This window comes from Caballeronia grimmiae (assembly GCF_022879615.1).
GTDB classification, from domain to species: Bacteria; Pseudomonadota; Gammaproteobacteria; order Burkholderiales; family Burkholderiaceae; genus Caballeronia; species Caballeronia grimmiae.
In genome coordinates, this window is record NZ_CP084272.1 from 541,260 (window position 1) to 566,179 (window position 24,920).

Annotated in this window: 21 protein-coding genes and 1 pseudogene; 14 read left to right on the top strand and 8 right to left on the bottom strand. The window is 63.5% G+C overall.

The window, feature by feature from the left end; translation table 11 throughout:
• The first annotated feature begins 93 nt into the window (after positions 1–93).
• From LDZ21_RS16100 to LDZ21_RS16110, 3 genes are all read left to right on the top strand, one after another.
• A complete protein-coding gene (locus LDZ21_RS16100; RefSeq protein WP_404980931.1) occupies positions 94–903 on the top strand; it encodes an ABC transporter substrate-binding protein in 810 nt (269 codons plus the stop codon).
• 91 nt (positions 904–994) lie between these two features.
• Positions 995–2,116, top strand: coding sequence for a succinylglutamate desuccinylase/aspartoacylase family protein (locus tag LDZ21_RS16105; RefSeq protein ID WP_244795795.1), 1,122 nt, complete (start codon positions 995–997; stop codon positions 2,114–2,116).
• Positions 2,117–2,552: 436 nt separating this feature from the next.
• Positions 2,553–3,578, top strand: a complete 1,026-nt coding sequence (locus tag LDZ21_RS16110) for an IS110 family RNA-guided transposase (RefSeq protein ID WP_244795796.1) — start codon at positions 2,553–2,555, stop codon at positions 3,576–3,578.
• 384 nt (positions 3,579–3,962) lie between these two features.
• Here LDZ21_RS16110 and LDZ21_RS16115 read toward each other — a convergent pair whose 3' ends face one another.
• The 3 genes from LDZ21_RS16115 to LDZ21_RS16125 all read right to left on the bottom strand — a co-directional run bounded on the left by LDZ21_RS16115 (position 3,963) and on the right by LDZ21_RS16125 (position 8,194).
• Complete coding sequence (locus LDZ21_RS16115) at positions 3,963–5,363, bottom strand: NCS2 family permease (protein ID WP_244795797.1); 1,401 nt, start codon at positions 5,361–5,363, stop codon at positions 3,963–3,965.
• 288 nt (positions 5,364–5,651) lie between these two features.
• Positions 5,652–7,379, bottom strand: a complete 1,728-nt coding sequence (ggt, locus tag LDZ21_RS16120) for a gamma-glutamyltransferase (RefSeq protein WP_244795798.1) — start codon at positions 7,377–7,379, stop codon at positions 5,652–5,654.
• A 53-nt stretch (positions 7,380–7,432) separates the two neighbouring features.
• Positions 7,433–8,194 (bottom strand): SDR family NAD(P)-dependent oxidoreductase, encoded by a 762-nt coding sequence (locus LDZ21_RS16125; protein ID WP_244795799.1) that lies wholly within the window; start codon positions 8,192–8,194, stop codon positions 7,433–7,435.
• Positions 8,195–8,351: 157 nt separating this feature from the next.
• Here LDZ21_RS16125 and LDZ21_RS16130 point away from each other — a divergent pair, with 157 nt between their 5' ends.
• The 8 genes from LDZ21_RS16130 to oxlT all read left to right on the top strand — a co-directional run bounded on the left by LDZ21_RS16130 (position 8,352) and on the right by oxlT (position 17,906).
• Positions 8,352–8,825, top strand: coding sequence for a VOC family protein (locus tag LDZ21_RS16130; RefSeq protein ID WP_244795800.1), 474 nt, complete (start codon positions 8,352–8,354; stop codon positions 8,823–8,825).
• Positions 8,826–9,164: 339 nt separating this feature from the next.
• Complete coding sequence (locus LDZ21_RS16135; RefSeq protein ID WP_244795801.1) at positions 9,165–10,805, top strand: peptide ABC transporter substrate-binding protein; 1,641 nt, start codon at positions 9,165–9,167, stop codon at positions 10,803–10,805.
• Positions 10,806–10,823: 18 nt separating this feature from the next.
• Entirely contained in the window at positions 10,824–11,744 is a 921-nt protein-coding gene (locus LDZ21_RS16140) for an ABC transporter permease subunit (RefSeq protein ID WP_244795802.1), read from the top strand.
• 11 nt (positions 11,745–11,755) lie between these two features.
• Positions 11,756–12,646: an ABC transporter permease gene (locus LDZ21_RS16145; RefSeq protein WP_244795803.1), complete on the top strand. Its 891-nt coding sequence runs from the start codon at positions 11,756–11,758 to the stop codon at positions 12,644–12,646.
• Between the two features lie 3 nt (positions 12,647–12,649).
• Positions 12,650–13,663, top strand: coding sequence for an ABC transporter ATP-binding protein (locus LDZ21_RS16150; protein WP_244795804.1), 1,014 nt, complete (start codon positions 12,650–12,652; stop codon positions 13,661–13,663).
• Complete coding sequence (gene oppF / locus LDZ21_RS16155; RefSeq protein ID WP_244795805.1) at positions 13,656–14,639, top strand: murein tripeptide/oligopeptide ABC transporter ATP binding protein OppF; 984 nt, start codon at positions 13,656–13,658, stop codon at positions 14,637–14,639. The genes LDZ21_RS16150 and oppF overlap by 8 nt, the downstream gene beginning before the upstream one ends.
• A gap of 204 nt (positions 14,640–14,843) precedes the next feature.
• On the top strand, positions 14,844–16,241 hold the full coding sequence (locus tag LDZ21_RS16160) for an OprD family outer membrane porin (RefSeq protein ID WP_244795806.1): 1,398 nt from the start codon (positions 14,844–14,846) through the stop codon (positions 16,239–16,241).
• A 354-nt stretch (positions 16,242–16,595) separates the two neighbouring features.
• The gene (gene oxlT / locus LDZ21_RS16165; RefSeq protein WP_244795807.1) at positions 16,596–17,906 is read left to right on the top strand and encodes an oxalate/formate MFS antiporter; all 1,311 of its coding nucleotides are present in this window, start codon (positions 16,596–16,598) and stop codon (positions 17,904–17,906) included.
• A gap of 197 nt (positions 17,907–18,103) precedes the next feature.
• On the opposite strand, the gene LDZ21_RS31175 is transcribed toward oxlT, so the two are convergent.
• The 5 genes and pseudogenes from LDZ21_RS31175 to hmpA all read right to left on the bottom strand — a co-directional run bounded on the left by LDZ21_RS31175 (position 18,104) and on the right by hmpA (position 20,834).
• Positions 18,104–18,238 (bottom strand): hypothetical protein, encoded by a 135-nt coding sequence (locus LDZ21_RS31175; RefSeq protein ID WP_280519426.1) that lies wholly within the window; start codon positions 18,236–18,238, stop codon positions 18,104–18,106.
• Between the two features lie 208 nt (positions 18,239–18,446).
• Positions 18,447–18,545: pseudogene (locus LDZ21_RS31310) on the bottom strand (hypothetical protein); the annotation flags it as partial.
• Positions 18,546–18,582: 37 nt separating this feature from the next.
• Entirely contained in the window at positions 18,583–18,999 is a 417-nt protein-coding gene (locus LDZ21_RS16175; RefSeq protein WP_244795808.1) for a cupin domain-containing protein, read from the bottom strand.
• Between the two features lie 12 nt (positions 19,000–19,011).
• The gene (locus LDZ21_RS16180) at positions 19,012–19,449 is read right to left on the bottom strand and encodes a carboxymuconolactone decarboxylase family protein (protein WP_244795809.1); all 438 of its coding nucleotides are present in this window, start codon (positions 19,447–19,449) and stop codon (positions 19,012–19,014) included.
• Between the two features lie 200 nt (positions 19,450–19,649).
• Positions 19,650–20,834 carry an NO-inducible flavohemoprotein gene (hmpA, locus tag LDZ21_RS16185; RefSeq protein ID WP_244795810.1) on the bottom strand — a complete coding sequence of 395 codons (1,185 nt, stop codon included), beginning with the start codon at positions 20,832–20,834 and terminating at the stop codon, positions 19,650–19,652.
• Between the two features lie 109 nt (positions 20,835–20,943).
• Here hmpA and norR point away from each other — a divergent pair, with 109 nt between their 5' ends.
• The 3 genes from norR to LDZ21_RS16200 all read left to right on the top strand — a co-directional run bounded on the left by norR (position 20,944) and on the right by LDZ21_RS16200 (position 24,916).
• Positions 20,944–22,530: a nitric oxide reductase transcriptional regulator NorR gene (gene norR / locus LDZ21_RS16190; protein ID WP_244795811.1), complete on the top strand. Its 1,587-nt coding sequence runs from the start codon at positions 20,944–20,946 to the stop codon at positions 22,528–22,530.
• Between the two features lie 484 nt (positions 22,531–23,014).
• Positions 23,015–23,626, top strand: coding sequence for a c-type cytochrome (locus tag LDZ21_RS16195; RefSeq protein WP_244795877.1), 612 nt, complete (start codon positions 23,015–23,017; stop codon positions 23,624–23,626).
• 12 nt (positions 23,627–23,638) lie between these two features.
• Positions 23,639–24,916 (top strand): c-type cytochrome, encoded by a 1,278-nt coding sequence (locus tag LDZ21_RS16200; protein WP_244795812.1) that lies wholly within the window; start codon positions 23,639–23,641, stop codon positions 24,914–24,916.
• Positions 24,917–24,920 lie beyond the last annotated feature (4 nt).

Here is a 24,920-nt window from a genome sequence, read left to right on the forward strand (position 1 = left end):
TGTTACACTTCAGGGTTTTCCCGCAAGGGCTCCACTGCGCGCCCGCTGCCGGCTCGGCGCGCCAGCATTAACAGCAAGTATCGAAGGATCGGAATGTCGCAACAGAAGTTCGTCAGCAAGACTGCATCGTTCGCCGTGCGCGCGATGCTCGCCGCCGTCGCCGCCACGTCGTTCGCCGCGCATGCCAGGGAAATCACGCAGATCCGCTTTGCCGTCGATCCGTCGTATCCGCCGTTCGAATCGAAGCAGGCGGACGGCAAGCTGGTCGGTTTCGATATCGACCTGGGCAATGCGCTGTGCGCGCAGATGAAAGTCAAGTGCGTGTGGGTCGAGAACAATTTCGACGGCATGATTCCTGGCCTCAAGGCCCGCAAGTTCGACGCCGTGCTGTCCGACATGGGCATCACCGAAGAGCGTCTGAAGCAGATCGATTTCACGGTCCCGCTCTACGATACCCACGCGCAACTCGTCGCTCGCGCCGGCTCCGGCATCCTGCCGACGGCGCAGGCGCTGAAGGGCAAGCGCGTCGGCGTCGAGCAGGGCACGGTGCAGGAACGCTACGCGAAGGCAAAGTGGGAAGCGCAGGGCGTGCAGGTGGTCGCGTATGGCGATCAGGAGCAGGTGGAGTCGGACCTCGTCGCGGGCCGTATCGACGCGATGTTCACCGACGCCGCGCAAGCCGCCATCGGCTTTCTGAAGAAGCCGCAAGGAAAGCCGTTCGCGCTCGTCGGGCCGATCGTCGAAGACAAGGCGATCATCGGTCCAGGCACGGCCATCGGCCTGCGCAAGGGCGACGCGGACTTGCAGAAGGGCTTGAACGATGCCTTCGGCGAGTTGAAGAAGAACGGCACGTTCAAGCGCATCATGGCGAAGTACTTCGAGACGGACGTCTCCATCCAGTAATCGCTGCGCAGCGCACCGACGCAATCACGGAAAGGCATCGCTTGCGGTGCCTTTCTTGTTTCTCACGCGAGTTTCATGGGGATTTTCGCCGATGCAGGTACACAGCCATCCGCTCGTCGGTGCGTCGCTCGGCACCGAGCGGGCGATCACGAGCTATCGGTTCGGACCGGACGACGACGCCGCGCCGAAGGTCACTATCCAGGCATCGCTGCACGCGGACGAACTGCCGGGCATCGTCGTCGCGTGGCTGCTCAAGCGGCGGTTCGCGGAACTCGAAGCGGCGGGCAGGCTGAACGCGCGCATCGTGCTCGTGCCGGTCGCGAATCCGGCCGGTCTCAATCAGCATTGGTTCGGCACGCACATGGGGCGTTTCGACATGCGCTCCGGACACGACTTCAATCGCCGCTTTCCCAATCCCGGCCCGGCACTCGCGATGCAGCTCGATGGCCGTCTCACCGCCGACGCCGCGCACAACGCCAGCCTCATCCGCGCCGCGCTGCGGAATCATCTCGCGGCATACGAAGGCACGACGGAACTCGAATCGCAACGCATCGCGCTGATGCGGCTTGCCTGCGACGCGGACCTCGTCATCGACCTGCATTGCGACTGGGAAGCCGTGCCGCATCTCTACACGACGCCGCAAGCGTGGCCGTCGATCGAGCCGCTCGCGCGTTATCTCGGTAGCGAGGCGCAATTGCTCGCGGACGTTTCGGGCGGCGAGCCGTTCGACGAAGCGTGCGCGTCGGCGTGGCGCTATCTGCGCTGCGCGTTCAACGGGCGCTTCCCGATTCCGCTGGGGCTCACGCCCGTCACGCTCGAATTGCGCGGCGTGCGCGACGTATCGCACGAAACGGCAAGTCGCGACGCGCAGGCGATCGTCGATTACCTGACCCACGCGGGCTTCATCTCCGGCGATGCGCCCGAGCCGCCTCCGTTGCGCCATCCCGCGACGCCGCTCGCCGGATGCGATTACGTGGAATCGCCATCGTCGGGCGTGATTTTGCATCTCCGCGACGTGGGCGACAGCGTCCGCGCGGGCGAGACCATCGCTGAAGTCCTCGATCCGTTCGACGACCGGCTCGTGCCGCTCATCGCCAAGACGGACGGTGTGCTTTACGCGCGGCACTGGACGCGCTTTGCCACGGCAGGAATGCTGGTCGCGCGGATCGCAGGCGAGGGCGCGGCGCGCAAGGGAGACTTGCTCGTGCCGTGAGCGGCGGCAAAACTGACCGGTGTCTTTTCAGCAAACGCTGTAGCTTTTTTGACAACTGGTTGCAATGCAGCATGAAAAGCGTATAGTTAGGGTTATCCCCTAGCTACTTACCCTGAGACACGCTCATGAAAACCACCGCTCAACAATCCGTCCTCGTTTCGTTCGGTTCGTGGGTGCGCGCAGCCAAGGCTGCAGTGCTTCGCGAGTGGAACCGTGCGCTTCAACTGCACCTGCAAAACTGCGAAATTCTCGTTGAATCGTATCGCCGCAAGTAAGCTGCGTCATACGCCCGGTCAGGCGGTTTAGCAGTTTCAAGCAGTATTGGACAAAGCCCCCGGAAGCTGATGCTTTCGGGGGCTTAATGAGATGGTCAGCCTGACCGAGATGGCCCGATTGGCATACGCTGATCGGGCCATTTCCTTTTTTGGAGGCCATCATGGCGAACACTACGCTTATCGGCATTGATCTGGGCAAGCACTGCTTCTTTTTGCATGCGCAGGACGCACGCGGCACGCAGGTTTGGCGCAAGAAGATGACGCGCAAGCAACTCTACGGGTGCCTGGCGACCTGTCCGGTCGCCGTCTTGGCAATGGAAGCTTGCGCGGGCGCGCATTGGCTGGCACGCAAATGTCAGTCATATGGACATCAGGTTCGCTTGATCGCACCGCAGTTCGTCAGGCCATTCGTCAAAGGCAGCAAGACCGACTTTGACGATGCTGAAGCGATCTGCGAAGCTGCCTCGCGTCCTTCCATGCGTTTTGTCGCAATCAAGACCGCCGAGCAACAGACTCTGCTTGCGCTGCATCGCGTGCGCGAATCGCTTGTCGCTGAACGCACGGCAACCAGCAATCAAATCCACGCTTTCCTGCTCGAATTCGGGATCGATCTGCCTGTCGGCGCACTGGCCATCACGCGCTTGCCGGTCCTACTCGATGATCCTGTGCATGCACTGCCGCCCGTGCTGGTGGCCTTGTTGCTTCGCCTGCATCAACGTTACGCACAGTTGGGTGGCGAGATCGCCGAGTTGGAGACCCAGATCAAGCGGCAGACGAGCGAAGACGAAGCCGGCCAACGCCTGCTCACCATTCCTGGAATCGGCCCGATCACCGCCAGCAGCTTGCTCGCCATGGCCGGCGACGCACGCGCGTTCAAATGTGGCCGAGACTTCGCGGCGTCTTTGGGGCTGGTTCCGCGCCAACATTCGACTGGCGGCCGAGCGACCCTGCTGGGCATCTCGAAGCGCGGCAACAAGCAGTTGCGCTGCCTGCTCGTGCAAGGCGCGCGCGCGGTGATGCGTTATGCCGATAGACGAACCGATGCGCTGGGTCGCTGGCTGCAAGCGTTGCTGCTACGTCGTCACAGCAATGTCGTTGCCTGCGCACTCGCCAACAAAATGGCCAGAATCGTTTGGGCGATTCTGGCCAAGGGTGGCGTGTACCGGGCACAACCGGCCATCGCCTGAGAGCTTTCCCGCCTGCTTTTGCGACCACTGACCCGTGATAAAGATAAACGGCTCACGGCCCCGACTGAAAATCTGAAAAACAATCCAGTCCTGCAGACTGAGGGCTTTTTAAGGACAGTTGGGTGCGGCTTCTCATCGAGGGCCGGGCGCTCTGATCCGCGCCCATTTCGAGCCCGGATACATTTGCGCAAGCCCTTTTATCTTAGGTCACAGATCGAGGTTGCAGAAACTAGGCTGACCATACATTGTTGTTTGGCGAATGCTTTTGAATGTCGATTGAGTATGCGCAGCTTTGCTATTCGACCGGAGAGGTTTGAGGCCGAGTCACTAGGACCACAAACGGCGCGCTTTCGCAAAAGCGCGCCGTTTGCAGATGCAAGCCCGTCAAATTGCCCACCCGCCCAGATAAAACACTGCCAGCACCACCGCGATCGCCACAGTCCCCACATTCAGCTTCCGGAATTCGCCCGCAACGAGCCGCCCAATGACCAGCGTGCAAAAGCCGAGCATGATCCCGGTGACGATATTCGCCGTCAGCACGATGAACACCGCGCATACGAGCCCGGACATCGTGTCGACGGTATCGTCCATATGCAGCTTGGCGACGTTGCCGAGCATCAGCAGCCCGACGTACATTAGCGCGGGCGCCGTCGCGTAGGAAGGCACGAGGCTCGCGAGCGGCGACAGGAACATCACCGCGAGAAACAGCGCGCCGACGACACTGGCCGCCAGGCCCGTCTTCGCGCCCGCCGCCACGCCGACCGACGATTCGATATACGCCGCCGCCGGCGCACCGCCGAAGCAAGCCGAGAAAATCGAACTGAGCGAATCCGCGGTCAGCGCGCGGCCGCCGTTCACGATGCGCCCGTTCCCGTCGATCTGCCCGGCCTGGCCCGCGACGGCGCGGATCGTGCCGGTCGCGTCGAACACGGCGGTCATCACCAGCGCGAGGACGCTCGGCAGGACCGCCATCGACAGCGCGCCCTTGATGTCCATCGCGCCGATCAGCGACGCATGCCCCGGCGCGGACAGCGACGGCAGCGCGAACACGCCATGAAAGCGCACCGACGGATCGAACGCGAGTCCGATGGCCGACAAGCCGACCACCACGAGCAGAATGCCGCCCGGCACGCGCCGGCGCTCGAGACCGAAGATCGCGGCGAGGCCGAGCACGGACATCAGCACCGGAAATGCCGTGATGTGCCCGAGCGACACCGGCATGCCGGGCGCGGGATTCTTCACGATCAGCCCCACATCGTTCGATGCGATCAGCAGCAGGAACAAGCCGATGCCGATGCCCGTCCCATGCGCGACGCCCGTCGGCAGGTTGCGAAGAATCCACGAGCGCACGCCGGTCACGGAGATCGCGGTGAAGACGACGCCCATCAGGAACACCGCGCCCAGCGCGACAGCGGGCGACAGTCCCTTGCCGAGCACGAGGCCGAACGCCGTGAACGCGGTCAGCGAGATCGCGCAGCCAATCGCGATCGGCAAGCGCGCCCACACGCCCATCAGCAGCGAGCCGAACGCGGTCGTCAGGCACACAGCGACGAACACGGCGCTCGTATCGAAACCCGCCTTGCCGAGCATGCCCGGCACGACGAACACGGAATAGACCATCGCGAGGAACGTCGTCACGCCGGCGACGACTTCGCGCTTCTGCGTGCTGCCGGATTGCGAAATGCCGAAATAACGGTCGATAAAGCCGTCGTGCGCCGGCTGAACCGCGTCTGCCTGATCAGTGGAAGAGATATCGCCAAGCTGCCGGGCGGGGGATTCCAACATGATGAGCTGCTCCTTTATCAGCACGCTGAAACGGATAGCCGTGCGCGCACGGCGGGTCCGTCGTCAGGGTCGTCTCGTATGATTTTCTTGATGTGGGCCGCATGCATCGCCAGAAAGGCTGCACTCGGTCAGGCAAAGACTAGGTGAACGGGATACGCGGTCCAATCCCGTGAAAAACATTCCGCCCATGCGAGCATTCTTATATTTCTGAGAAGCCACGCAGGGCGGACGTGTGTGCAATCGAAGCGAGCACCGGACTAGGGCAAACGCCTAGTCCGGCAAGGCGGTTTAGCGGATGACTTGCGATACGCCGCGTCCACGCGGATCGGACATCGGCTCGGGCGTCGTATCGTCGATGCGAATGGCCTGGATATCGCCATTGAAGCCTTGCATCGAGAACGTATAGCCCTTTGCTTCCAGTTCCTTCACGACTTCCGCGTCGAGCTGATGATACGGCTCCTGGTAAATCGTGTTCGGCGGCAGCAATTGATGGTGAAAGCGCGTGGCGCCCACGGCATCGGCGAGCGGCATCTTGAAGTCGTAGACGTTCGACAGCACCTGGAAAATCGACGTGAAGATGCGCGAGCCGCCCGGCGTGCCGATCACCATCGCGACCTTGTCGTCCCTGGTGAGGATCGTTGGCGTCATTGACGAGAGGGGGCGTTTGCGCGGCGCGATGGCGTTCGCATCGCTGCCCACCACGCCGAACATGTTCGCGACGCCCGGCTTCGCGGAGAAGTCGTCCATCTCGTCGTTCAGCACGACGCCCGTGCCTTCCGCGACCACGCCCGAACCGAAGTAGCCGTTGATCGTGTACGTGTTCGACACGGCGTTGCCCCACTTGTCGACCACCGAAAAGTGCGTCGTCTCGGCCTTCTCCGGCATCGACGTGCCGAGGCCCGGCTGCACGCTCTTCGTGTCCGACGGCGCATCCGGGTTGACCTCCTGCGCGCGCTTGAGGATGTAGTCGTCGTCGGTCAGTTGCGCGACCGGCACCTTGTAGAAGTCCGGATCGCCGAGATATTGCGCACGGTCGGCGAACACGCGCTTTTCGATTTCCGCGACGAGATGGATGTACTGCGCGGAGTCGAGCGGCACGCCTTCGAACTTGTCCTTCAGGTCCGCTTTCATCTTCAGCAACTGCACGAGGCCGATGCCGCCCGAACTCGGCGGCGGCGCGGTGATCACGCGATAGCCGTTCCAGCTCGCCACGACCGGTTGCCGCCAGACGGCCTTGTATTCCTTCAGATCGCGTGCGGTGATGAGCCCGTGACCGGTCATCGACGTGGCGATCAGTTCAGCGGTCTTGCCTTCATAGAAGCCCTTCGAGCCCTTGTCGGCAATGCGCTGCAAGGTGTCCGCGAGGTCGGGCTGCTTGAAGACCTGACCCGCCTTCATGCTGCCGAAGTAGAGATCGAAATTCGTCTTGCCGGCGAATTCCTTCGATGCGCGGTCGCGCCGCTCGATGAGCTGATCGTCGACGACGAAGCCCTCCGCCGCGTACTTGATCGCCGGCGCGAGCACCTGCTTCCACTTGAGCTTGCCGAAGCGCTTCTGCGCTTCCCACATGCCGTCGACGGTGCCCGGCACGCCCACCGCGCGATGCCCGTAAAGGCTCATGCCCTTGATGACTTCGCCCTTGTCGTCGAGATACATGTTGCGCGTCGCGGTCATCGGCGCGCGTTCGCGATAGTCGAGGAAGTACGGGCGATGGTCCACGTACAGAGTCATGAATCCGCCCCCGCCGATATTGCCTGCTTCCGGATACGTGACCGCCAGGGAGAACGCGATGGCCACGGCGGCATCGACGGCGTTGCCGCCTTGCTTGAAGATCTGCGCGGCGGTGTCGGCGGCGTACTTGTCGGCGACGGCGACCGCCGAGGCGGTCAGTACCTGGGGCTGCGCCTGCGGCGCCTTGGCATGAGCGGGCGTGCTTTCGACGAAGCCGGCCACGCTGAACGCGGCGGCGGCCATGGCCGTCAGCGCGAGGGATCGAAAGCGATGTTGCTGATTCAACGGCATCTCCTGCGTTCTCCTTCCTCGACAATGGGTTAGCGCTTATACCACGATCACGGCATCAATTGCCCGCCGTTCACGTCGATGATCTGGCCTGTCACGTAGCGCGACATCGCCTCCGACGCGAGATAGAGGAACGCGCCGCTGCAATCGTCCGGCTCGCCGACGAAACCCATCGGAATGGCTTTGCGGAACGCGTCCAGTTGCTCCGGCGTGGTAAAGCGCTCGTGAAACGGCGTCTCGATGACGCCGGGTGCGACGGCGTTCACGCGGATGCGGTCCGCGACGAGTTCCTTCGCCATGCCCTTCGTGATCGTGCTGACGAAACCCTTCGATGCGGCGTAAAGCAGCGCGCCCGGCCCGCCGCCGTTGCGCGCCGCAACAGACGTCACGTTGATGATCGAGCCGCCGCCGCCCTCGCGCAGCGACGGCAGCGCGGCGCGCGTGAACGCCACGACCGAACGCGCGTTGATGTGCATGATCTCGTCGAAAAGCTCGTCGGTGACGGACGCGATCGGCTCGCGCTTCACGAGGCTGCCCGCGTTGTTGATGAGCACGTCGATCTTGCCGAAAGCCTCGACAGTGGCCGCGACAGCCGCGTCGATGGCTTTCGAATCGCGCACGTCCGCGCCGACCGTAATCGCCGAGACCCCGAGCGCGCGCACGTCCTTCGCGACTTCCTCGGCCTTGTCCTTCGAGTTGTTGTAGTGCACTGCGACATTCGCGCCGTACTGCCCGAACGCGCGTGCCGCCGCCGCGCCGATGCCCGTGCTCGCGCCGGTGATGAGAACCGATTTACCTTTCAGATCGTGCATGTGTGCTCCGTGTTGAAGGATGTAAATGGGTGCTGCGAACCCGCAGTATGAGGCAAACCGGCACTTTGCCGCGCCCCGCCAAAAGCGGCAACATGACGGCAGCGGCGCGACGCAGCCCTGTCCGCACGCTCAACCCTTGCCGAATCAGGAGGCACACATGAATGCACAAGTCGATCCCATCCCCGAAGGACGTCACGGCGTCATTCCGTATATCGCGGTGGCGGGCGGCGTCGCGGCCATCGACTTTTACAAGAAGGCGTTCGGCGCCACCGAAGTGTTCAGCATGCAGGACCCGGGCGGACGCATCGGGCACGCGGAATTGCTGATCGGCGGCAGTCCTTTCTATCTGAGCGACGAATATCCCGAGATGGGCGTGAAAGGGCCGCTCGCTGTCGGCGGCACGCCGGTGATGCTGCATCTGTACGTCGACGATGTCGATGCCGTCGTGCAGCGCGCACTCGATGAAGGCGCGACCATCATTCGTGCGGTCGAAGACCAGTTCTATGGTGACCGTGGCGGCAAGCTGCGCGATCCGTTCGGGCATATGTGGTGGATTGCAACGCACAAGGAAGACGTGTCACCCGAGGAACTGCGCGCGCGCGCCGAGCGGCTGTTCGGCAACGGGGCGTGACGCGTCGTCATCGACTGCATTTGGCCGGCGCAATGACCCCGTGCGCCGGCCTTCTGCGCGAAGTCAGCCATCGTTATCGCCTGACCGGACGAATATTCGAAAAATTTGGTCATGTTTCGGTTGGGGTAGGTGGCATCCGCCTTGTTCATGCGAAATACTCGCGCCCAGCCGCGAGACGCTTCAAAGCCGCCACGATAACTTCCGGACGGCCATTCGCAGGCATAGGTCGTTAGGCAGCCAAACAGCCGGCTGTCGTCCGTTTCGCCTGAATGCGATAAGTCAGGCGGCACGCGAAGCATCCACAACAAGTAATAGAACGAGACAATCAGGAGGAACCCGATGAAGTCATTCGCCGCTCTCACGCCCTTCAACCGCACGGCGCTGGCCGCCGCCAGCATGACGCTCGCAGTGGGCGCGCTGTCGCTGCCGGCCGTGGCCGCCATCGTGCCGCAGGGCGTCACGCTTGCCGCGAAGCAGGAACTCGTGCGCAACAACGGCTCGGAAGTCGAGACGCTCGATCCGGCGCTCGTCGAATCCGTCGGCGCGGCGAATCTCGGGCGCGATCTCTTCGAGGGCCTGACGGTCACGAATGGCGACGGGGCAGTGACGCCGGGCGTCGCGGAGAAATGGGAGCAGAAAGACCCGACGACGTGGATCTTCCACCTGCGCAAGTACGCGCGCTGGTCGAACGGCCAGAACGTGACGGCGAGCGACTTCGTGTACGGCTGCCAGCGTTTCATCGATCCGAAAATGGCGTCGCCCTACGGCAACGTGTTCGGGCCGTTCCTGCTGAACGGCGCGGATATCGTCGCGGGCAAGAAGCCGGCGAGCGCGCTCGGCGTGCGCGCCATCGACGCGCTCACGCTCGAAGTCAGGACCGCCGGCCCGGTGCCGTTCCTGCCGGAACTGATGTCGAATCCCAATCTCGGGCCGGTGCATCGCGCGACGGTCGAGAAGTACGGCCGCGACTGGACGAAGCCGGGCAATCTCGTCAGCAACGGTCCGTTCCAGTTGAAGGACTGGCAGGTCAACAGCAAGCTCGTGCTGGCGAGGAACCCGAACTACTGGGACAAGGATCACGTGCAACTGACGCAGGTGACGTATCTCCCGGTCGAGGACGAGAACACCGACGTCAAGCTCTTCCAGTCGGGCGACAACGACATGACGTATCAGATGCCTACCGGCAGCTATGCGAAGTATCGACAGCAGTTTCCGAATGACACGCGCAATTCGCTGATTCTCGGCACGCGCTATTACAGCTTCAACAACCGCGATCCGCTGCTGAAGGACGTGCGCGTGCGCAAGGCGCTGTCGATGGTCATCGACCGCGATCTGCTCGCGCAGCGCGTGACCGCCGACGGCCAGACGCCGATGTACGGCCTGATGCCGAAGGGCGTGAGCGGCGCGGACGTGTCGAAATACGAGTGGGCGTCGTGGCCGATGGACAAGCGTGTCGCGGAAGCGAAGAAGCTGCTGGAGCAGGCGGGCGTGAAGCCGGGCACGAAGCTGCGTTTCGCGATGAATACGAGCGACTACAACAAGAAGATGGCGATCTTCGCGGCATCCGAATGGAAGACGAAGCTGGGCCTCGCCACCGACATCGAATCGATGGGATTCAAGGTGCTGCTCAAGAAGCGCCATGACGGCGACTATCAGATCGCGCGCAACGGCTGGGTGGCCGACTACAACGACGCGACGACCTTCCTGCAACTCGTGCAGTGCAAGTCGACGCAAAACGACAACTTCAACTGCAATGCAAAGGCCGACGCGCTGATCGCTCAGGCCAGCGAAACAACCGATCAGGCGAAGCGCAAGCAACTGCTGACCGAAGCCGCGAAGCTCGTGATGGACGACTATCCGATGCTGCCGCTGCTGCAATATGGCCTGCCGCGACTCGTCAAAAGCTACGTGGGCGGCTATTCGCTGAAGAACCCGATGGATCATTACGGCAGCAAGGATCTCTACATCGTCAAGCACTGACGCACAGGAGCCGTTCGCATGTGGTCCTATACGCTGCGGCGCGTGTTGCTCACGCTGCCGACATTGCTGATCGTCGTCACGGTCTGCTATCTGCTTCTGCACGCTACGCCGGGCGGCCCGTTCGACGGCGAGCGCAAGGTGTCCGCCGAAGTGCTCGCGAATCTGCAGGCCAAGTATCACCTCGGCGAACCGTTGTGGAAGCAATACCTGCTCTATCTCGACGGCCTCTTGCATGGCGATCTCGGCGCGTCGTTCCGGTACGCCGACTGGAGCGTCAACGAGCTCGTGCTGCGCGCGCTGCCGGTGTCGCTCGTCATCGGCGGGGTGTCGATGGCGCTGGCGATCGTCATCGGCGTGCTGCTCGGCGTCGCGGCGGCGCTGCGCCGCAACAGCATCGCCGATTACGCGCTGATGCTCGTCAGCAATGCGGGCAACGCGTTTCCGTCGTTCGTGATCGGGCCGGTGCTGATCCTCGTGTTCGCCATCGCGCTGAAGTGGCTTCCGGCGGGCGGCTGGAACGACTTCGACCCGCGTTACATGGCGCTGCCCGTCGCGCTGCTGGTGATGATCAACGTCGCGACGGTCGGGCGCGTCACGCGTGCGAGTCTCATCGAAGTGATGAACACGCCGTATATCCGCACCGCGCGCGCGAAGGGTCTGGCGATGCACACCATCGTGCTGCGTCATGCGCTGAAGCCGACGCTGATTCCGGTCGTCTCGGTGATCGGCCCGCTCGCGATCCAGTCGATTACGGCGGCGGTCGTCACGGAGTCGGTGTTCTCGCTGCCGGGCATCGGCAAGCTGATCGTGAATGGCGCGGCCAATCGCGATTACACGCTGGTGCTCGGCCTCGTCGTGCTCGTCACGGTCGTGGCCGTGCTGCTCAACCTGCTGGTCGATCTCGCTTACGCGTGGCTCGATCCGAAGATTCGCTACTAAGAGGGCGCGCGATGAAATCAGCATCTCTGAGCGCCACGCTCGAACAAGCGGTCGCGGGCCGCAGTCCGTGGCAGGACGCCCGCGCGCGCTTTCTGCGCAACAAGGCGGCGGTCGTGAGTCTCGCGCTGCTCGCGATCATCACGCTTGCGTGCATCGTTGGTCCGTGGCTGTTGCCGAATCAGTTCGATTCCGCCGACTGGAACGCGATGAGCGTGCCGCCCACGTTCGCTCACTGGCATCTGTTCGGCACTGACGAAACCGGCCGCGATCTCTTCGTGCGCTGTCTGATCGGCGGCCGCGTCTCGCTCATGATCGGCGCGCTTGCCACGCTCACGTCGGTCACGCTCGGCATCGTGTGGGGCGCGGTGGCGGGGTTCATCGGCGGCCGCGTCGACAACGCAATGATGCGCTTCGTCGACATGATGTACGCCATTCCGTACCTGCTCATCGCCATTCTGATGGTGACGCTGCTCGGCCGCGAGTTCTATCTCGTCGTGCTGACCATCACCGTGTTCTCGTGGATGGACATGGCGCGCGTGGTGCGCGGCCAGACGCTCGCGATCCGCTCGAAGGAGTACGTCGAAGCGGCGCGGGCCATCGGCGTGCCGACGCGGCGCATCATCGTGCGGCATGTCGTGCCGAATCTGCTGGGCATCGTCGCGATCTATACGACCGTCACCGTGCCGGGCGTGATTCTCACGGAATCGGTGCTGTCGTTTCTTGGCCTCGGCGTGCAGGAACCGATGACGAGCTGGGGCGTGCTGATTCAGGACGGCGTCGGCGTCATGGAATCCGCGCCGTGGATTTTGCTGTTCCCGGCAGCGCTGCTCTCCATCACGCTTTACTGCATCAACTTTGTCGGCGACGGGCTGCGCGACGCGCTCGATCCGAAGGACAGGTGAGTCATGCCGCTACTCGAAGTTAACGGCCTGCAGGTCGAATTCAAGACGCATGATGCCGCCGTGCGCGCCGTCAACGGCGTGAGCTTCACGCTGGAAGAGGGCGAGACGCTCGGCATCGTCGGCGAGTCCGGCTCGGGCAAGAGTCAGAGCGTGCTGGCCATGCTGGGGCTGCTCGCATCGAACGGACGCGCGACGGGCGAGGCGCGGTACCGCGGCGAGAACCTGCTGGGCATGCCGGCCCGGACGCTCAATCGCATTCGCGGCAATCGTCTCTCGATGATCTTTCAGGACCCGATGAGCTCGCTCAATCCGTATCTGACCATCGAGCGGCAGATGACGGAAGTGCTCGAACTGCACAAGAACCTGACGCGCCGCGAAGCAAAGAAGCGCGCGATCGCCATGCTCGAAGCCGTGCGGATTCCCGAGGCAGCGCATCGCATCGGACAGTATCCGCACGAGTTGTCGGGCGGCATGCGCCAGCGCGTGATGATCGCGATGGCGCTGCTGTGCGAGCCCGAAGTGCTCTTCGCCGACGAGCCGACCACCGCGCTCGACGTGACCGTGCAGGCGCAAGTGCTGCAACTGCTGCGTGATCTGCAGCGCGACTTCGGCACGTCCATCGTGTTGATCACGCACGATCTGGGCGTCGTCGCCGGGCTGTGCGAGAAGGTCATGGTGATGTACGGCGGCCGCGTGATGGAGCAGTGCGATGCCGCCACGCTCTTCGCGAAGCCGTCGCATCCGTACACCATCGGCTTGCTGCGCGCGTTGCCGCGGCTCGACCAGCAGGGCGGCGAACTGGCGGGCATCCCCGGCAATCCGCCGAACATGGCGCATCCGCCGGCGGGATGTCCATTCCACGAACGCTGCGCCGACGCCACCGCCGAATGCGCGGAGCGGGAGCCTGCGCTCGAAACGGTCCGCACGTCCGGTACCCACGCTACGCACTGGCTGCGCGCGTGCCATCGGCCCGTCGATGCGATGACGACGCGCTATCAGGAGTCGAGCCATGTCTGACGCGACGATCCTTTCCGTGCGCGACATGCGCGTGCATTTTCAGGTGAAGGCAAAAAGCCGCCTGCCGTGGGCGCCGTCGCGCACGCTGAAGGCGGTCGACGGCGTGAGCTTCGACCTGCGCGCGGGCGAGACGCTCGGCGTCGTCGGCGAATCGGGCTGCGGCAAGTCCACGCTCTCGCGCGCCATCCTCAATCTCATCCCCGCGACGCACGGTGAAATCGTATGGATGGGCGCCAAGCTGACGCAAGCACCGGCCCGCGAGTGGCATGCGGTGCGCGCCGATGTGCAGATGATCTTCCAGGACCCGCTCGCATCGCTCGATCCGCGCATGACGATCGGGCAGATCATCGCGGAGCCGTTGACGGAACATCGACCCGGCATGAGCCGCCAGGACATCGGCGCCCGCGTGCGCGCGATGATGACGAAAGTCGGCTTGCGCGAGCAGATGATCAACCGTTATCCGCACGAGTTTTCGGGCGGGCAGTGTCAGCGCGTCGGCATTGCGCGGGCCCTGATTGTCGAGCCGAAGCTCGTCGTTTGCGATGAGCCGGTCTCCGCGCTCGATGTGTCCATTCAGGCGCAGATCGTCAATCTGCTGAAGGCATTGCAGGCGGAGATGAAGCTGTCGCTGATCTTCATCGCGCACGATCTGGCCGTGGTTAGGCATATCTCGGACCGCGTGATGGTGATGTACCTCGGCCGCGTGATGGAGCTTGCGGACAAGCACGCGCTCTATGAAACGCCGCGCCATCCGTACACGCGCGCGTTGCTGTCGGCGGTGCCGGTGCCCGATCCGGCGATCGAGCGAGGCAAGGTCGTCCAGATCCTTTCCGGCGATATCCCGAGTCCCATCGATCCGCCCGCCGGATGCGTGTTTCATACACGCTGCCCGATGGCGCAGGCGCGCTGCTCGCAGGAAGTGCCCGAATTGCGGACGCTGGCGCAGGGTGTTTCGGCTGCATGCCATTTTGCTTGATGCATCGTTTTGCTAACTATTCGAAATTGGAGTCGCGAAGCCGCTTGAAAGAACGATAGGTCCACGCATCGCCCGTCTTCATCAGAGTCAAACAAGCCGTCCGCCGACCTTTCGGGTCGCCGGGCGCGGCTGGTTGCGTCCATTGAGTCGTGAGTTGTTGTTTTGTCGTTAGCAGGTTGAGTCAGGAGTTTGGAGATACGTTTCATGAAAAAACAAAAAACATCAGTTGCCCTTTCGATTCTGCTGTTCAGCGGCTTCATGGCTGCGAACGTTGCCGCCTACGGCCAGGAGACCGATACCGAGGCGCCCTCGCGCCACACCGAAGCCGTGCCGAGTTCGCCGCCCAATACCGAAGCCGATGCGCCGGTGAGCAATCAGGCCAAGGCAAAAGGCTTTATCGAGTACGCGCATTTGAACCTGCTCGGACGGTCTTTCACCGAGCACGACGAATTCAAGGGCGCTGGCAAGAAGGACGCCTGGGTGCTCGGGGCGCAGGCGGTCTTCGAGTCAGGCTACACGCGCGGCCTGATTGGGCTGGGCGCGGACGTATCGCTTTTCGGCGCGTTCAAACTGAACGGCGGCGACGGCGCGGGCAATCGCGTGCACGTCGGCACGGACGGCGGCGGTTCGCATCAGCTTGCCTGGGCGTATCCGGGCGTGTGGGACGTGAAGGCGCGCGCGTCGAACACGGTGCTCAAGTACGGCCAGCAACTCTTCGATAACCCGTTTCTCGTGCCGCACGACAACCGCGCGCTGCCGCCGACGTATCGCGGCTTCTCGCTCGCGAGCGAAGAGTTCAAGAACCTCACGCTGAAAGCCGGCACGGTGGATGGCGTGATCGCGCGCGGCATGACGACGGTATCGGGCCTGAAGACGGAATACGGCGGCACGCACGTCTCGCAGTTCACGTACTTCGGCGGCGACTGGACGCACGGCGACGATACCGCGGTGTCGCTCTACGGCAGCGTCGCGAACAACGTGTGGCAGCAGTACTACCTGTCGGCGACGCAGAGCATCGGCGATCCCAAGACGGTTCGCTGGACCGGCGCACTGAACTACTACTACACGGGCGCAATCGGCGACAAACGGCAGGGGCCGATCAACAACAACGCATACAGCCTCGCGCTGGCCGGCACGCATGGCGCGCATACGCTCCAGTTCGCGTTCCAGCAGATTCTCGGCGACCAGATGTTCGACTACATGGGCCAGTCCGGCGGCGATTACCTGTCGAACTCGCTCGACGTGGACTACAACCAGCCGCATGAAAAGTCCGTCAGCCTGTCGTACTCGCTCAACATGAAGGACTACGGCGTGCCGGGCCTCAAGGTGACGATGTGGACCGCATACGGCTGGGGCGCCGACGGCAGCGCAATGGCCAATAGCGGCACCGCGAACGCGGGCAGTTACATCGTGAACGGCCGTCCTCTGCACGGCTCGCATTACGAGTTCGGCGTCATCCCCGGATACACCGTGCCGGACGGCAAGTTCAAGAACACGTCGGTCAAGTTCTACTACATGCATCATCACGGCAGCGAGTTTTATCCGGACGGAACGAGCAACGTCTATCGGCTGATGGTGAACGTGCCTTTCAACGTGTTCTGACGGCGAATCTCGCCATTGGCGCATCGTGTAAACCCTACAAATTCTCACCTTTACATTACGTTTGACTTTCATCTATAACGTGAGTGCGTGTAGCGGATTGCCATGTCTCGCCCACGCTCATCGCCCGGCAGGCTTTATTCCTGCCGGGCTTTTTTTTGCCTGTATCGCCGCCCAGCACGCCTTTCAGTGCCTTACGAAAAGCACTGTCCTAAGTGAAAACCCCGCCGTTTCTTTCGCTTGACTTACTTGATATATCACATACTGTGTATATGCGATGACGCTTCGGCGGCGGCATCGTAAGAGGCGTCGCTCGACGTCCGATTACACAAAGGCAGCAGTGCCAAGGAGACAGGCATGGACCAGATGAATCGCCAGGAGGGGGCGTCGCGTCTAGCGTCGCCGTGGGTGCAATTGGTGTTCGGCGTGATCTGTATGGCGATGATCGCCAACATGCAGTACGGATGGACGCTCTTCGTCAATCCGATCGACGAGAAATATCACTGGGGCCGCGCCGCGATTCAGGTGGCGTTTACGATCTTCGTCGTCACCGAAACATGGCTCGTGCCGGTGGAAGGCTATCTGGTCGACAAGTACGGGCCGCGTCCGGTAGTCGTCGGCGGCGGCTTGCTCTGCGCGATTGCATGGGCGATGAACTCGGTCGCGTCGTCCTTGCCGCTCTTGTATCTCGCGGCAGCGATCGGCGGCGTCGGCGCGGGTGCGGTGTACGGGACGTGCGTCGGCAATGCGCTGAAGTGGTTCCCCTCGCGGCGCGGCCTCGCAGCGGGCATCACGGCGGCGGGCTTCGGCATGGGCTCGGCGGCTACCGTCGTGCCGATCGCGCACATGATCAAGTCGAGCGGCTACGAGGCGACCTTCCTGTGGTTCGGGCTTGGACAGGGCCTCGTCGTGTTCCTGCTCGGCATGGCGCTCTACGCGCCGCCAGCGCACATGCTCGCGGCCGTCAAGACCACTTTGAAGCGCGCGGTCTACAACGCGAGTCCGAAGCAGGTGCTGGCATCGCCGATCTTCTGGGTGATGTACCTGATGTTCGTGATGATGGCCGCCGGCGGCCTGATGGCGACGGCGCAGCTGGGCCCCATCGCGAAGGACTTCGGCTTGCATGATTCGCCCGTGTCGATACTCGGCCTGACGCTGCCCGCGCTCACGTTCGCGCTGACCATCGACCGCGTGCTGAATGGGCTGACGCGGCCGTTCTTCGGCTGGGTGTCCGACAGGATCGGACGCGAAAACACGATGTTCATCGCGTTCGCGATCGAGGCGGTGGGGATCGTCGCGCTATCGAAGTTCGGGCACAACCCGGTGGCGTTCGTCGTGCTGACGGGCATCGTGTTCTTCGCCTGGGGCGAAATCTACAGCCTGTTCCCGGCGACGTGCGGCGACACCTTCGGCCCGAAGTTCGCGGCGACCAACGCGGGGCTGCTGTACACCGCGAAGGGCACGGCTGCGTTGCTGGTGCCGTTCTCGAGCGTGCTCACGAAGGCGACCGGAAGCTGGCATGCGGTCTTCATGCTGGCAGCGGGAATGGCCGCGATTGCCGCGCTGCTGGCGCTTTTCGTGCTGAAGCCGATGCGCAGCGCGCATACGCAGAAGCATGCACGCGATACGGGCGTGGAGATGGGGTATTCACCAGCCGTAAAGGAATGATCGGGGGTTTTTTGGGGTTCCCGCGAATGGGAATGTAAAGCCGGTCCGCGCGGCGTGCGTCGCGCGGACCGGTTTCTGTTTTGTTGCCTCGGATGTCGAATCATCGTCCTGTCGGCGTCAGCGCGTGGTCCGCGTCCGCTGAACTCATGCACGTCGATAATCTGCGTCGCATCACGCCGTCGCTTCAACGAAAAAAGTCAGAACCGCGTGCCGACGCTGCATCCGCCGAAACTGCCGCCGTTGGTGGCCCAGCCCGCGCAGCCGAAGAGACCGCATCCGCCGAGCATGAGCGTTGCAACGATAAGGAGGGCGACAGCGCGGAGGCGTTTCATGGCAATACGCAGGTTTCTGACGATGGCGCGCATTGTCCCCGACGCGGCGCGCGTGACTGTCAAAAACCGTCCTCAGCCCGGCTTTCCATCGGCACGCGGCCGGATGAGCCGTCGCGCGTAAGCCGCGAGGTAGATCGCGAAGGCGAGAATCCAGTACGATCCCGAACACCCGCAACGCACCCGCTGACATCACGAGTGCACAGCAGGCGACGTCCCATCTGTCCGCCACGACCCGCAAGCCGGTATGACCGCGTGCGGTCCGCGTGAACATCGCGATGACCGCGCCGCCGATGACGGGACTCTTCATGTTGTCCCTCAATCAGCGATGAAACGTGCTCGTGCGGTCAACGCGGAATCGGCGACTTGACCGCATCGCCTTCGCCGGCGATCGCAAACACGAGCAGCACCGCCTTCTCCGTCCCGCTCGCGTTCTTCGCGACGACGTGATGCGCGCCCGGCGGTTCGTACCACGATTCGCCCGGCCCGTACGTCTTCGCCGCCGATCCTTCCAACTGCGACACGACGTGCCCCTCGAGCACATACGCGAAGATCGACCCCGGATGCTTATGCGCCTCCGAAGCCTGCCCCGGCTTGAATGCGACCGTCGCCATCAATATGTTCTTGCCGGGCGCTTCGGGCAAGGCTTGCTTCATCAAGGGCGTGACTGTTTCCTCATCGCCGCCGTGCGCCCACGCGCCGGACGCGCCGGACGCGCCAACGACGAGCGCCGCCATCACTGCCCCACATCGACGGATGTTCATGGCGCGCGCTCCTCACTCGGGCATCTTGCGAAACGCAATCGAAAAGCGGTTCCAGCTATTGATCGCGGAGATGAGCAAGGTCAAATCGGCGATTTCCTCGTCGCTGAAATGCGGCTTGACGGCTTCCCACACGGCATCCGGCACATGATCCTGCGCGATCAGCGTGAGCGCCTCCGTCCATTCGAGCGCGGCGCGTTCGCGGTCGGTGAAGAAGGGCGTTTCGCGCCAGGTGACCACCGTCGCGAGACGCCGGTCCGTTTCGCCACCCTTGCGCGCGTCGGTCGTGTGCATGTCGACGCAGAACGCGCAGCCATTGATCTGCGATGCGCGCAGCCGGACCAGTTCGGCCAGCGACTTTTCGATCGATGACTTGCCGATGCGCTCTTCGACGCCAATCATGGCCTTGATCGCGGCGGGGCTGGCTTTATAGAAGTCGAGACGGGGTTGCATGGATAGCTCCTTTATCGGTTGAGGGACTGTGCGAACTGCGTTGGCACATCGACAGATTAGGCGTGCAGGTGGCGTGATCCAATGACCGATTCGGGATCGTTTCAGGTGACCAGTGGCACTGTCCTTCTTGCGGCGAACCGGGCGCCGAGCGATAGCGCACGCGCCACGGCTTGCCGCTATTCTCAACAAGCCTACGCGGCTTATTCCAGCGACGAAGCCGGCCCGAAAAACTCATAGCGGCTCTGCGACTCCGGCACGCCCAGCGCCTTCAGATGCTTCTTCACCGCCTTCATGAACGACTTCGGACCGAGGAAGTACGCATCCACGTCGCGGCTCTTCGGCAGCCACTTGTCGAGCAGCGCCTCGGTGACAAAACCGAAGCCGTGCGCGTCGCGATCGCCTTCGCGCTGTTGCTCGTAGCAGTAGAAGTGCTTGAGCTGCGGATGACGCGCCGCCAGATCCTCGATGACCGCGTGGAACGCATGCACGCCGCCATGCCGCGCCGCGTGGATGAAGTGGATCGGACGCGTGGTCGCGGTGAGCGCGGCCTGCAGCATCGCGAGCGTCGGGGTGATGCCCACGCCGCCGCTGATCAGCACGAGCGGCTTTTCGCTGTGGTCGAGCTTGAAGTCGCCGGCGGGCGGATAGAGGTCGAGCGTGTCGCGCTCGTGCACCTGATCGTGCAGGAAGCCGGAGACCTTGCCCTCGGGCTCACGCTTCACGCTGATGCGGTATTCACGGCCGTTCGGTGCGGCCGACAGCGAATAATTGCGGCGCACTTCCTCGCCGTCGATGACCATGCGCAAGCCGATGTACTGGCCCGGATGGAAGTCGAGCAGGGCGCCGCCATCCTCGGGCACGAGATAGAACGACGTGATTTCCTCGCTCTCCGCGACCTTGCGCGCGACGACGAAACGCCGCGTGCCGCGCCATCCGCCCGGCGCTTTCTCGCGCTCGCTGTAGATGCCTTCTTCAAGGCCGATCAGCAAGTCGGCCAATTGCTGATACGCGGCAGCCCATGCTTCGATCACGGCATCGGTGGCGATCTCTTCGCCGAGCACTTCGCGAATCGAGCGCAGCAGGCACGCTCCGACGATCGGGTAATGCTCCGCCTGAATGTTGAGCGCGACGTGCTTGTTGATGATCTGCCCGACGAGGCCACCGAGCGTTTCGAGTTCGTCGATATGCCGCGCGTACATCAACACGCCGTTAGCCAGCGCGCGTTGTTGCGCGCCACTCGCCTGATGCGCCTGGTTGAACATCGGCCGCACGACCGGATACTCGTTGAGCATCATTGCGTAGAAGTGGCGGGTAAGCGCCTCGCCGCCGCTTTCGAGTAGGGGAACGGTTGCTTTGATGATGGCGCGGTGTTCTGCTGACAGCATGGTGTAGTCCTCGTGACAATGGCGAAACGTGTGCTTCGCGCTCGCCTATTCCTATTCAGTTTCCGTGCCAGTGTAGAATCGTCTAATAATCAATGATTTACTCGAAATTATGGTCGATTCGACTCTAGTCAAACGGACTGCCGATGTAGTCGCGATGACTTCACGCGTCCTGCTCGATGCGCTTGTACCGCTCATCGAAGACTTGTCCCGCGACATGCCGGACACCGAACGCTACCGGCGCTTGCTAAGCACGCTGCGCGCGCTCTTCCCCGGCGATGCCGCCGCGCTCCTGCGTCTCGACGGCGAGACGCTGGTGCCGCTCGCCATCGACGGCTTGTCGAGCGATACGCTGGGCCGGCGCTTCCGCGTGAGCGAGCATCCGCGATTCGCCCGCATCCTCGCCCGTCCCGAACCGACGCGTTTTCCGGCGAACTCCGATCTCCCCGATCCCTACGATGGCCTCGTCAAACACGCGGGCGCGCACCTCGAAGTACACGACTGCCTTGGCAGTCCGCTGTTCGTCGATGGCCGGCCCTGGGGCTTGCTGACTCTCGATGCGCTCGATCCCGCGCGTTTCGATGGCATCGACATGGCGTCGTTGCAGGCGTTTCTCAGTCTCGCGGCGGCGACCGTGAGCGTCGCGGAACGCATCGACAGACTGGCGCAGACGAGCGAGGCGGAACGACAGCGCGCCGAGGTGTTCCGGCAGGCGAGCGGGCCGCGCCGGCGCGAGATGATCGGCAGCAGCGCGAGCCACAAGCATTTGATGGACGAGATCGCGATCGTCGCGTCGAGCGATCTCACCGTGCTCGTGACCGGCGAAACGGGCGTCGGCAAGGAACTGGTGGCGTCCGAGATACACGCGCTGTCGCCGCGCGCCGACAAGCCACTCGTGAGCCTCAACTGCGCGGCGCTGCCGGACACGCTCGTCGAAAGCGAACTCTTCGGGCATGTGCGCGGTGCGTTCTCCGGTGCATCGGCGGACCGGCGCGGGAAGTTCGAGCTGGCCGACGGCGGCACGCTGTTTCTCGACGAAGTCGGCGAATTGCCGCTCGCCATTCAGGCCAAGCTCCTGCGCGTGCTGCAGAACGGCCAACTGCAGCGGATCGGATCGGATAGCGAGCATCGCGTCGATGTGCGGCTGATCGCCGCGACCAATCGCGATCTCGCCGATGAAGTGCGCGCCGGACGGTTCCGCGCGGACTTGTATCACCGGCTGTCGGTGTATCCGCTCGTCGTGCCGCCCCTGCGCGAGCGGGGCCGCGACGTGCTGCTGCTCGCCGGTTATTTCCTCGAGGAGAATCGCTCGCGGCTCGGGCTGCTGAGCCTGCGGCTGTCGGCGGATGCGCAGTCCGCGCTGCTCGCCTACCGGTGGCCCGGCAACGTGCGCGAACTCGAACATCTGATCGGACGCAGCGCGCTGAAGGCGCTCGCGGCGCATCGCGAGCGGCCGCGCATTCTTACGCTGACAGCCGCCGATTTCGGTATCGCCGATACCCCGAACGCCGCGTCTGCAACCGCGCCCGAAGCAGCCGCGCCGGGCGCCGATTTCCGCGAAGCCGTGACCGCCTACGAGCGCACGCTGATCCTCGACGCCCTCGCGCGCAACGGTCAGAACTGGGCGTCGACCGCGCGGGAGCTGGGCATCGACCGGGCCAATCTGAATCGGCTCGCACGGCGGCTCGGTCTCAAGTGACGCGCTCCGCCTTGTCTCGATAAAGCCAACACCGAGTCCGCCGCACAACACCGGCGCGGCAGTCGCGCGATCAACTGCTCAGTTGAGCATCTCAAAATAATGCGTTTCTTTGTCTAAACGCAAAGAAACGTGCCGTCTTGTCACGCGTATCGATAGCAGGTATTGAGACAATCTCCGGGCTGGAGAAAACGGGGACTTCCTCCTAACATTCGAGAAGCCAGGCACCACCCGTCATCGGCAAAACCATTGCAGTGCTCTCAACAATCGCACCCGCATGGATCGAACGTGAGATCGAACCGTGCGCGGCGAGTCAAAAACGGCAACGCGGCACGGGGGATACGTGGGAAACGTGGGATACGTGGCTCAACGCAGCGCCAGGATCGCGTACTCCGCGCTTCTCGCGTTTTGCAGCATCGCGGCGTTCGCCGCGGACGCTCCGCCGGCCACTGCCGCCGGCGCGCCCCTCGAACGCGCACCGGACACGATGCAAGCCCGTGTGATGGGATGCGCCACGTGTCACGGCGCGCACGGCGAGGGCACCGGCAACGACTACTTCCCGCGTCTTTCCGGCAAGCCGGCAGGCTACCTCTACAACCAGTTGCTCGCGTTTCGCGACGGGCGCCGCAAGTACCCGCCGATGAACTACCTGCTCGCGTATCTGCCCGACGCCTATCTGAAGCAGATCGCCGATTACTTCGCCGCCGAACGTCCGCCGTTCCCGCAGCCGGGCCCCGTTACCGTCGACGCCAGGACGCTCGATCTCGGCAAGACGCTCGTCATGAAGGGCGATCCGTCGCGCAAGGTGCCCGCGTGCGTCAGTTGTCATGGCGCGTCGATGACCGGCATGGAGCCCGCGATTCCCGGCTTGCTCGGCCTGCATGCGGACTACATCAGCGCGCAACTGGGCGCCTGGCGCTACGGCACGCGCACGACGGTCGCGCCCGACTGCATGCGCCAGGTCTCCCAGCTTCTGAGCGAGCGTGACATCACCGCGATTTCAGCCTATCTCGCTTCGCTCCCCGCGCCGGCGAATCCGACGCCCGTTGCGGCCGGCTCATTCAAGATGCCGCTCGCATGCGGCAGCGTTCACAACTGAAGAGGACCCGACGTGCTTCGTTTCCGACAACTTGGGGCGCTTGCCCTAACGGTCCTCGCGGCTTTCGTGGCAGCTTTGTGCGGGCCTGTCCGGGACGCGGCAGCGCAAGCGAAGACCTACGACGCGGCGACCGTCAAGCGCGGCGAATATCTGGCGCGCGCGGGCGATTGCATCGCGTGCCACACCTTGCCTGCGGGCAAGACCTTCGGCGGCGGCCGCCCGATGGAGACGCCGTTCGGCACGCTCTTCACGCCGAACATCTCATCTGACAAGGAGACGGGACTGGGCCAATGGACCGCCGACGAGTTCTACAAGATGATGCACACGGGCCGCTCGCGCGACGGCTCGCTGCTGTACCCGGCGATGCCCTTCACGTCCTATACGAAGGTCACGCGCGCCGACTCCGACGCCATCTACGCCTTTCTGATGTCCACGCCGCCCGTGCATCAGCCGAACCGCCAGCATGAACTGCGCTTTCCGTTCAACCGGCGCGAATTACTGCTCGGCTGGCGGTCGCTGTTCTTCAAGCAGGGCGAGTACGAGCCGGACCCGAAGCAGTCCGTCGAATGGAACCGGGGCGCGTATCTCGTCGAAGGACTCGGGCATTGCTCGATGTGCCATACCGCGATCAACGCGCTGGGCGGCAACGTGTCGTCAAAGGCGTTCGAAGGCGGGCTGATCCCGATTCAGAACTGGTACGCGCCTTCGCTCACGTCGAACCGTGAAGCGGGCCTCGGCGACTGGAGCATCGACGAAATCGTCGGCCTGTTGCATGCGGGCGTGAGCAATCGCGGCGCGGTGTATGGGCCGATGGCTGAAGTCGTCTATGACAGCCTGCAATATCTGAGCGAAGAAGACGTGCGCGCGATGGCGGTCTATCTGAAGGCGCTGCCCGCACGCGCCGGCGACAAGTCCGAGCCGCCGAGCCAGGCCGTCGCCGAGCAGCGCACGAGTCTCTCGCCGCTCGGCAAGAAGATCTACGACGCGCAATGCGCCGAATGCCATGCCGCGCAGGGACAGGGCAAGCCGCCCGATTTCCCGCCGCTTGCGAACAATCAGTCGATCGTGATGAGTTCCGCCGTGAACCCGATCCGCATGGTGCTCAACGGCGGCTATCCGCCGGGCACGTTCAAGAACCCGAAGCCTTACGGCATGCCGCCGTTCGCGCAATCGCTGTCGGATGTGGAGGTCGCGGCGGTCGTGACGTATATCCGCACGGCGTGGGGCAACCGGGGCGCGCCGGTATCGGTTAAGGAAGTGAACGAGTTGCGCTCCGCACCACTTTATTGAGCAT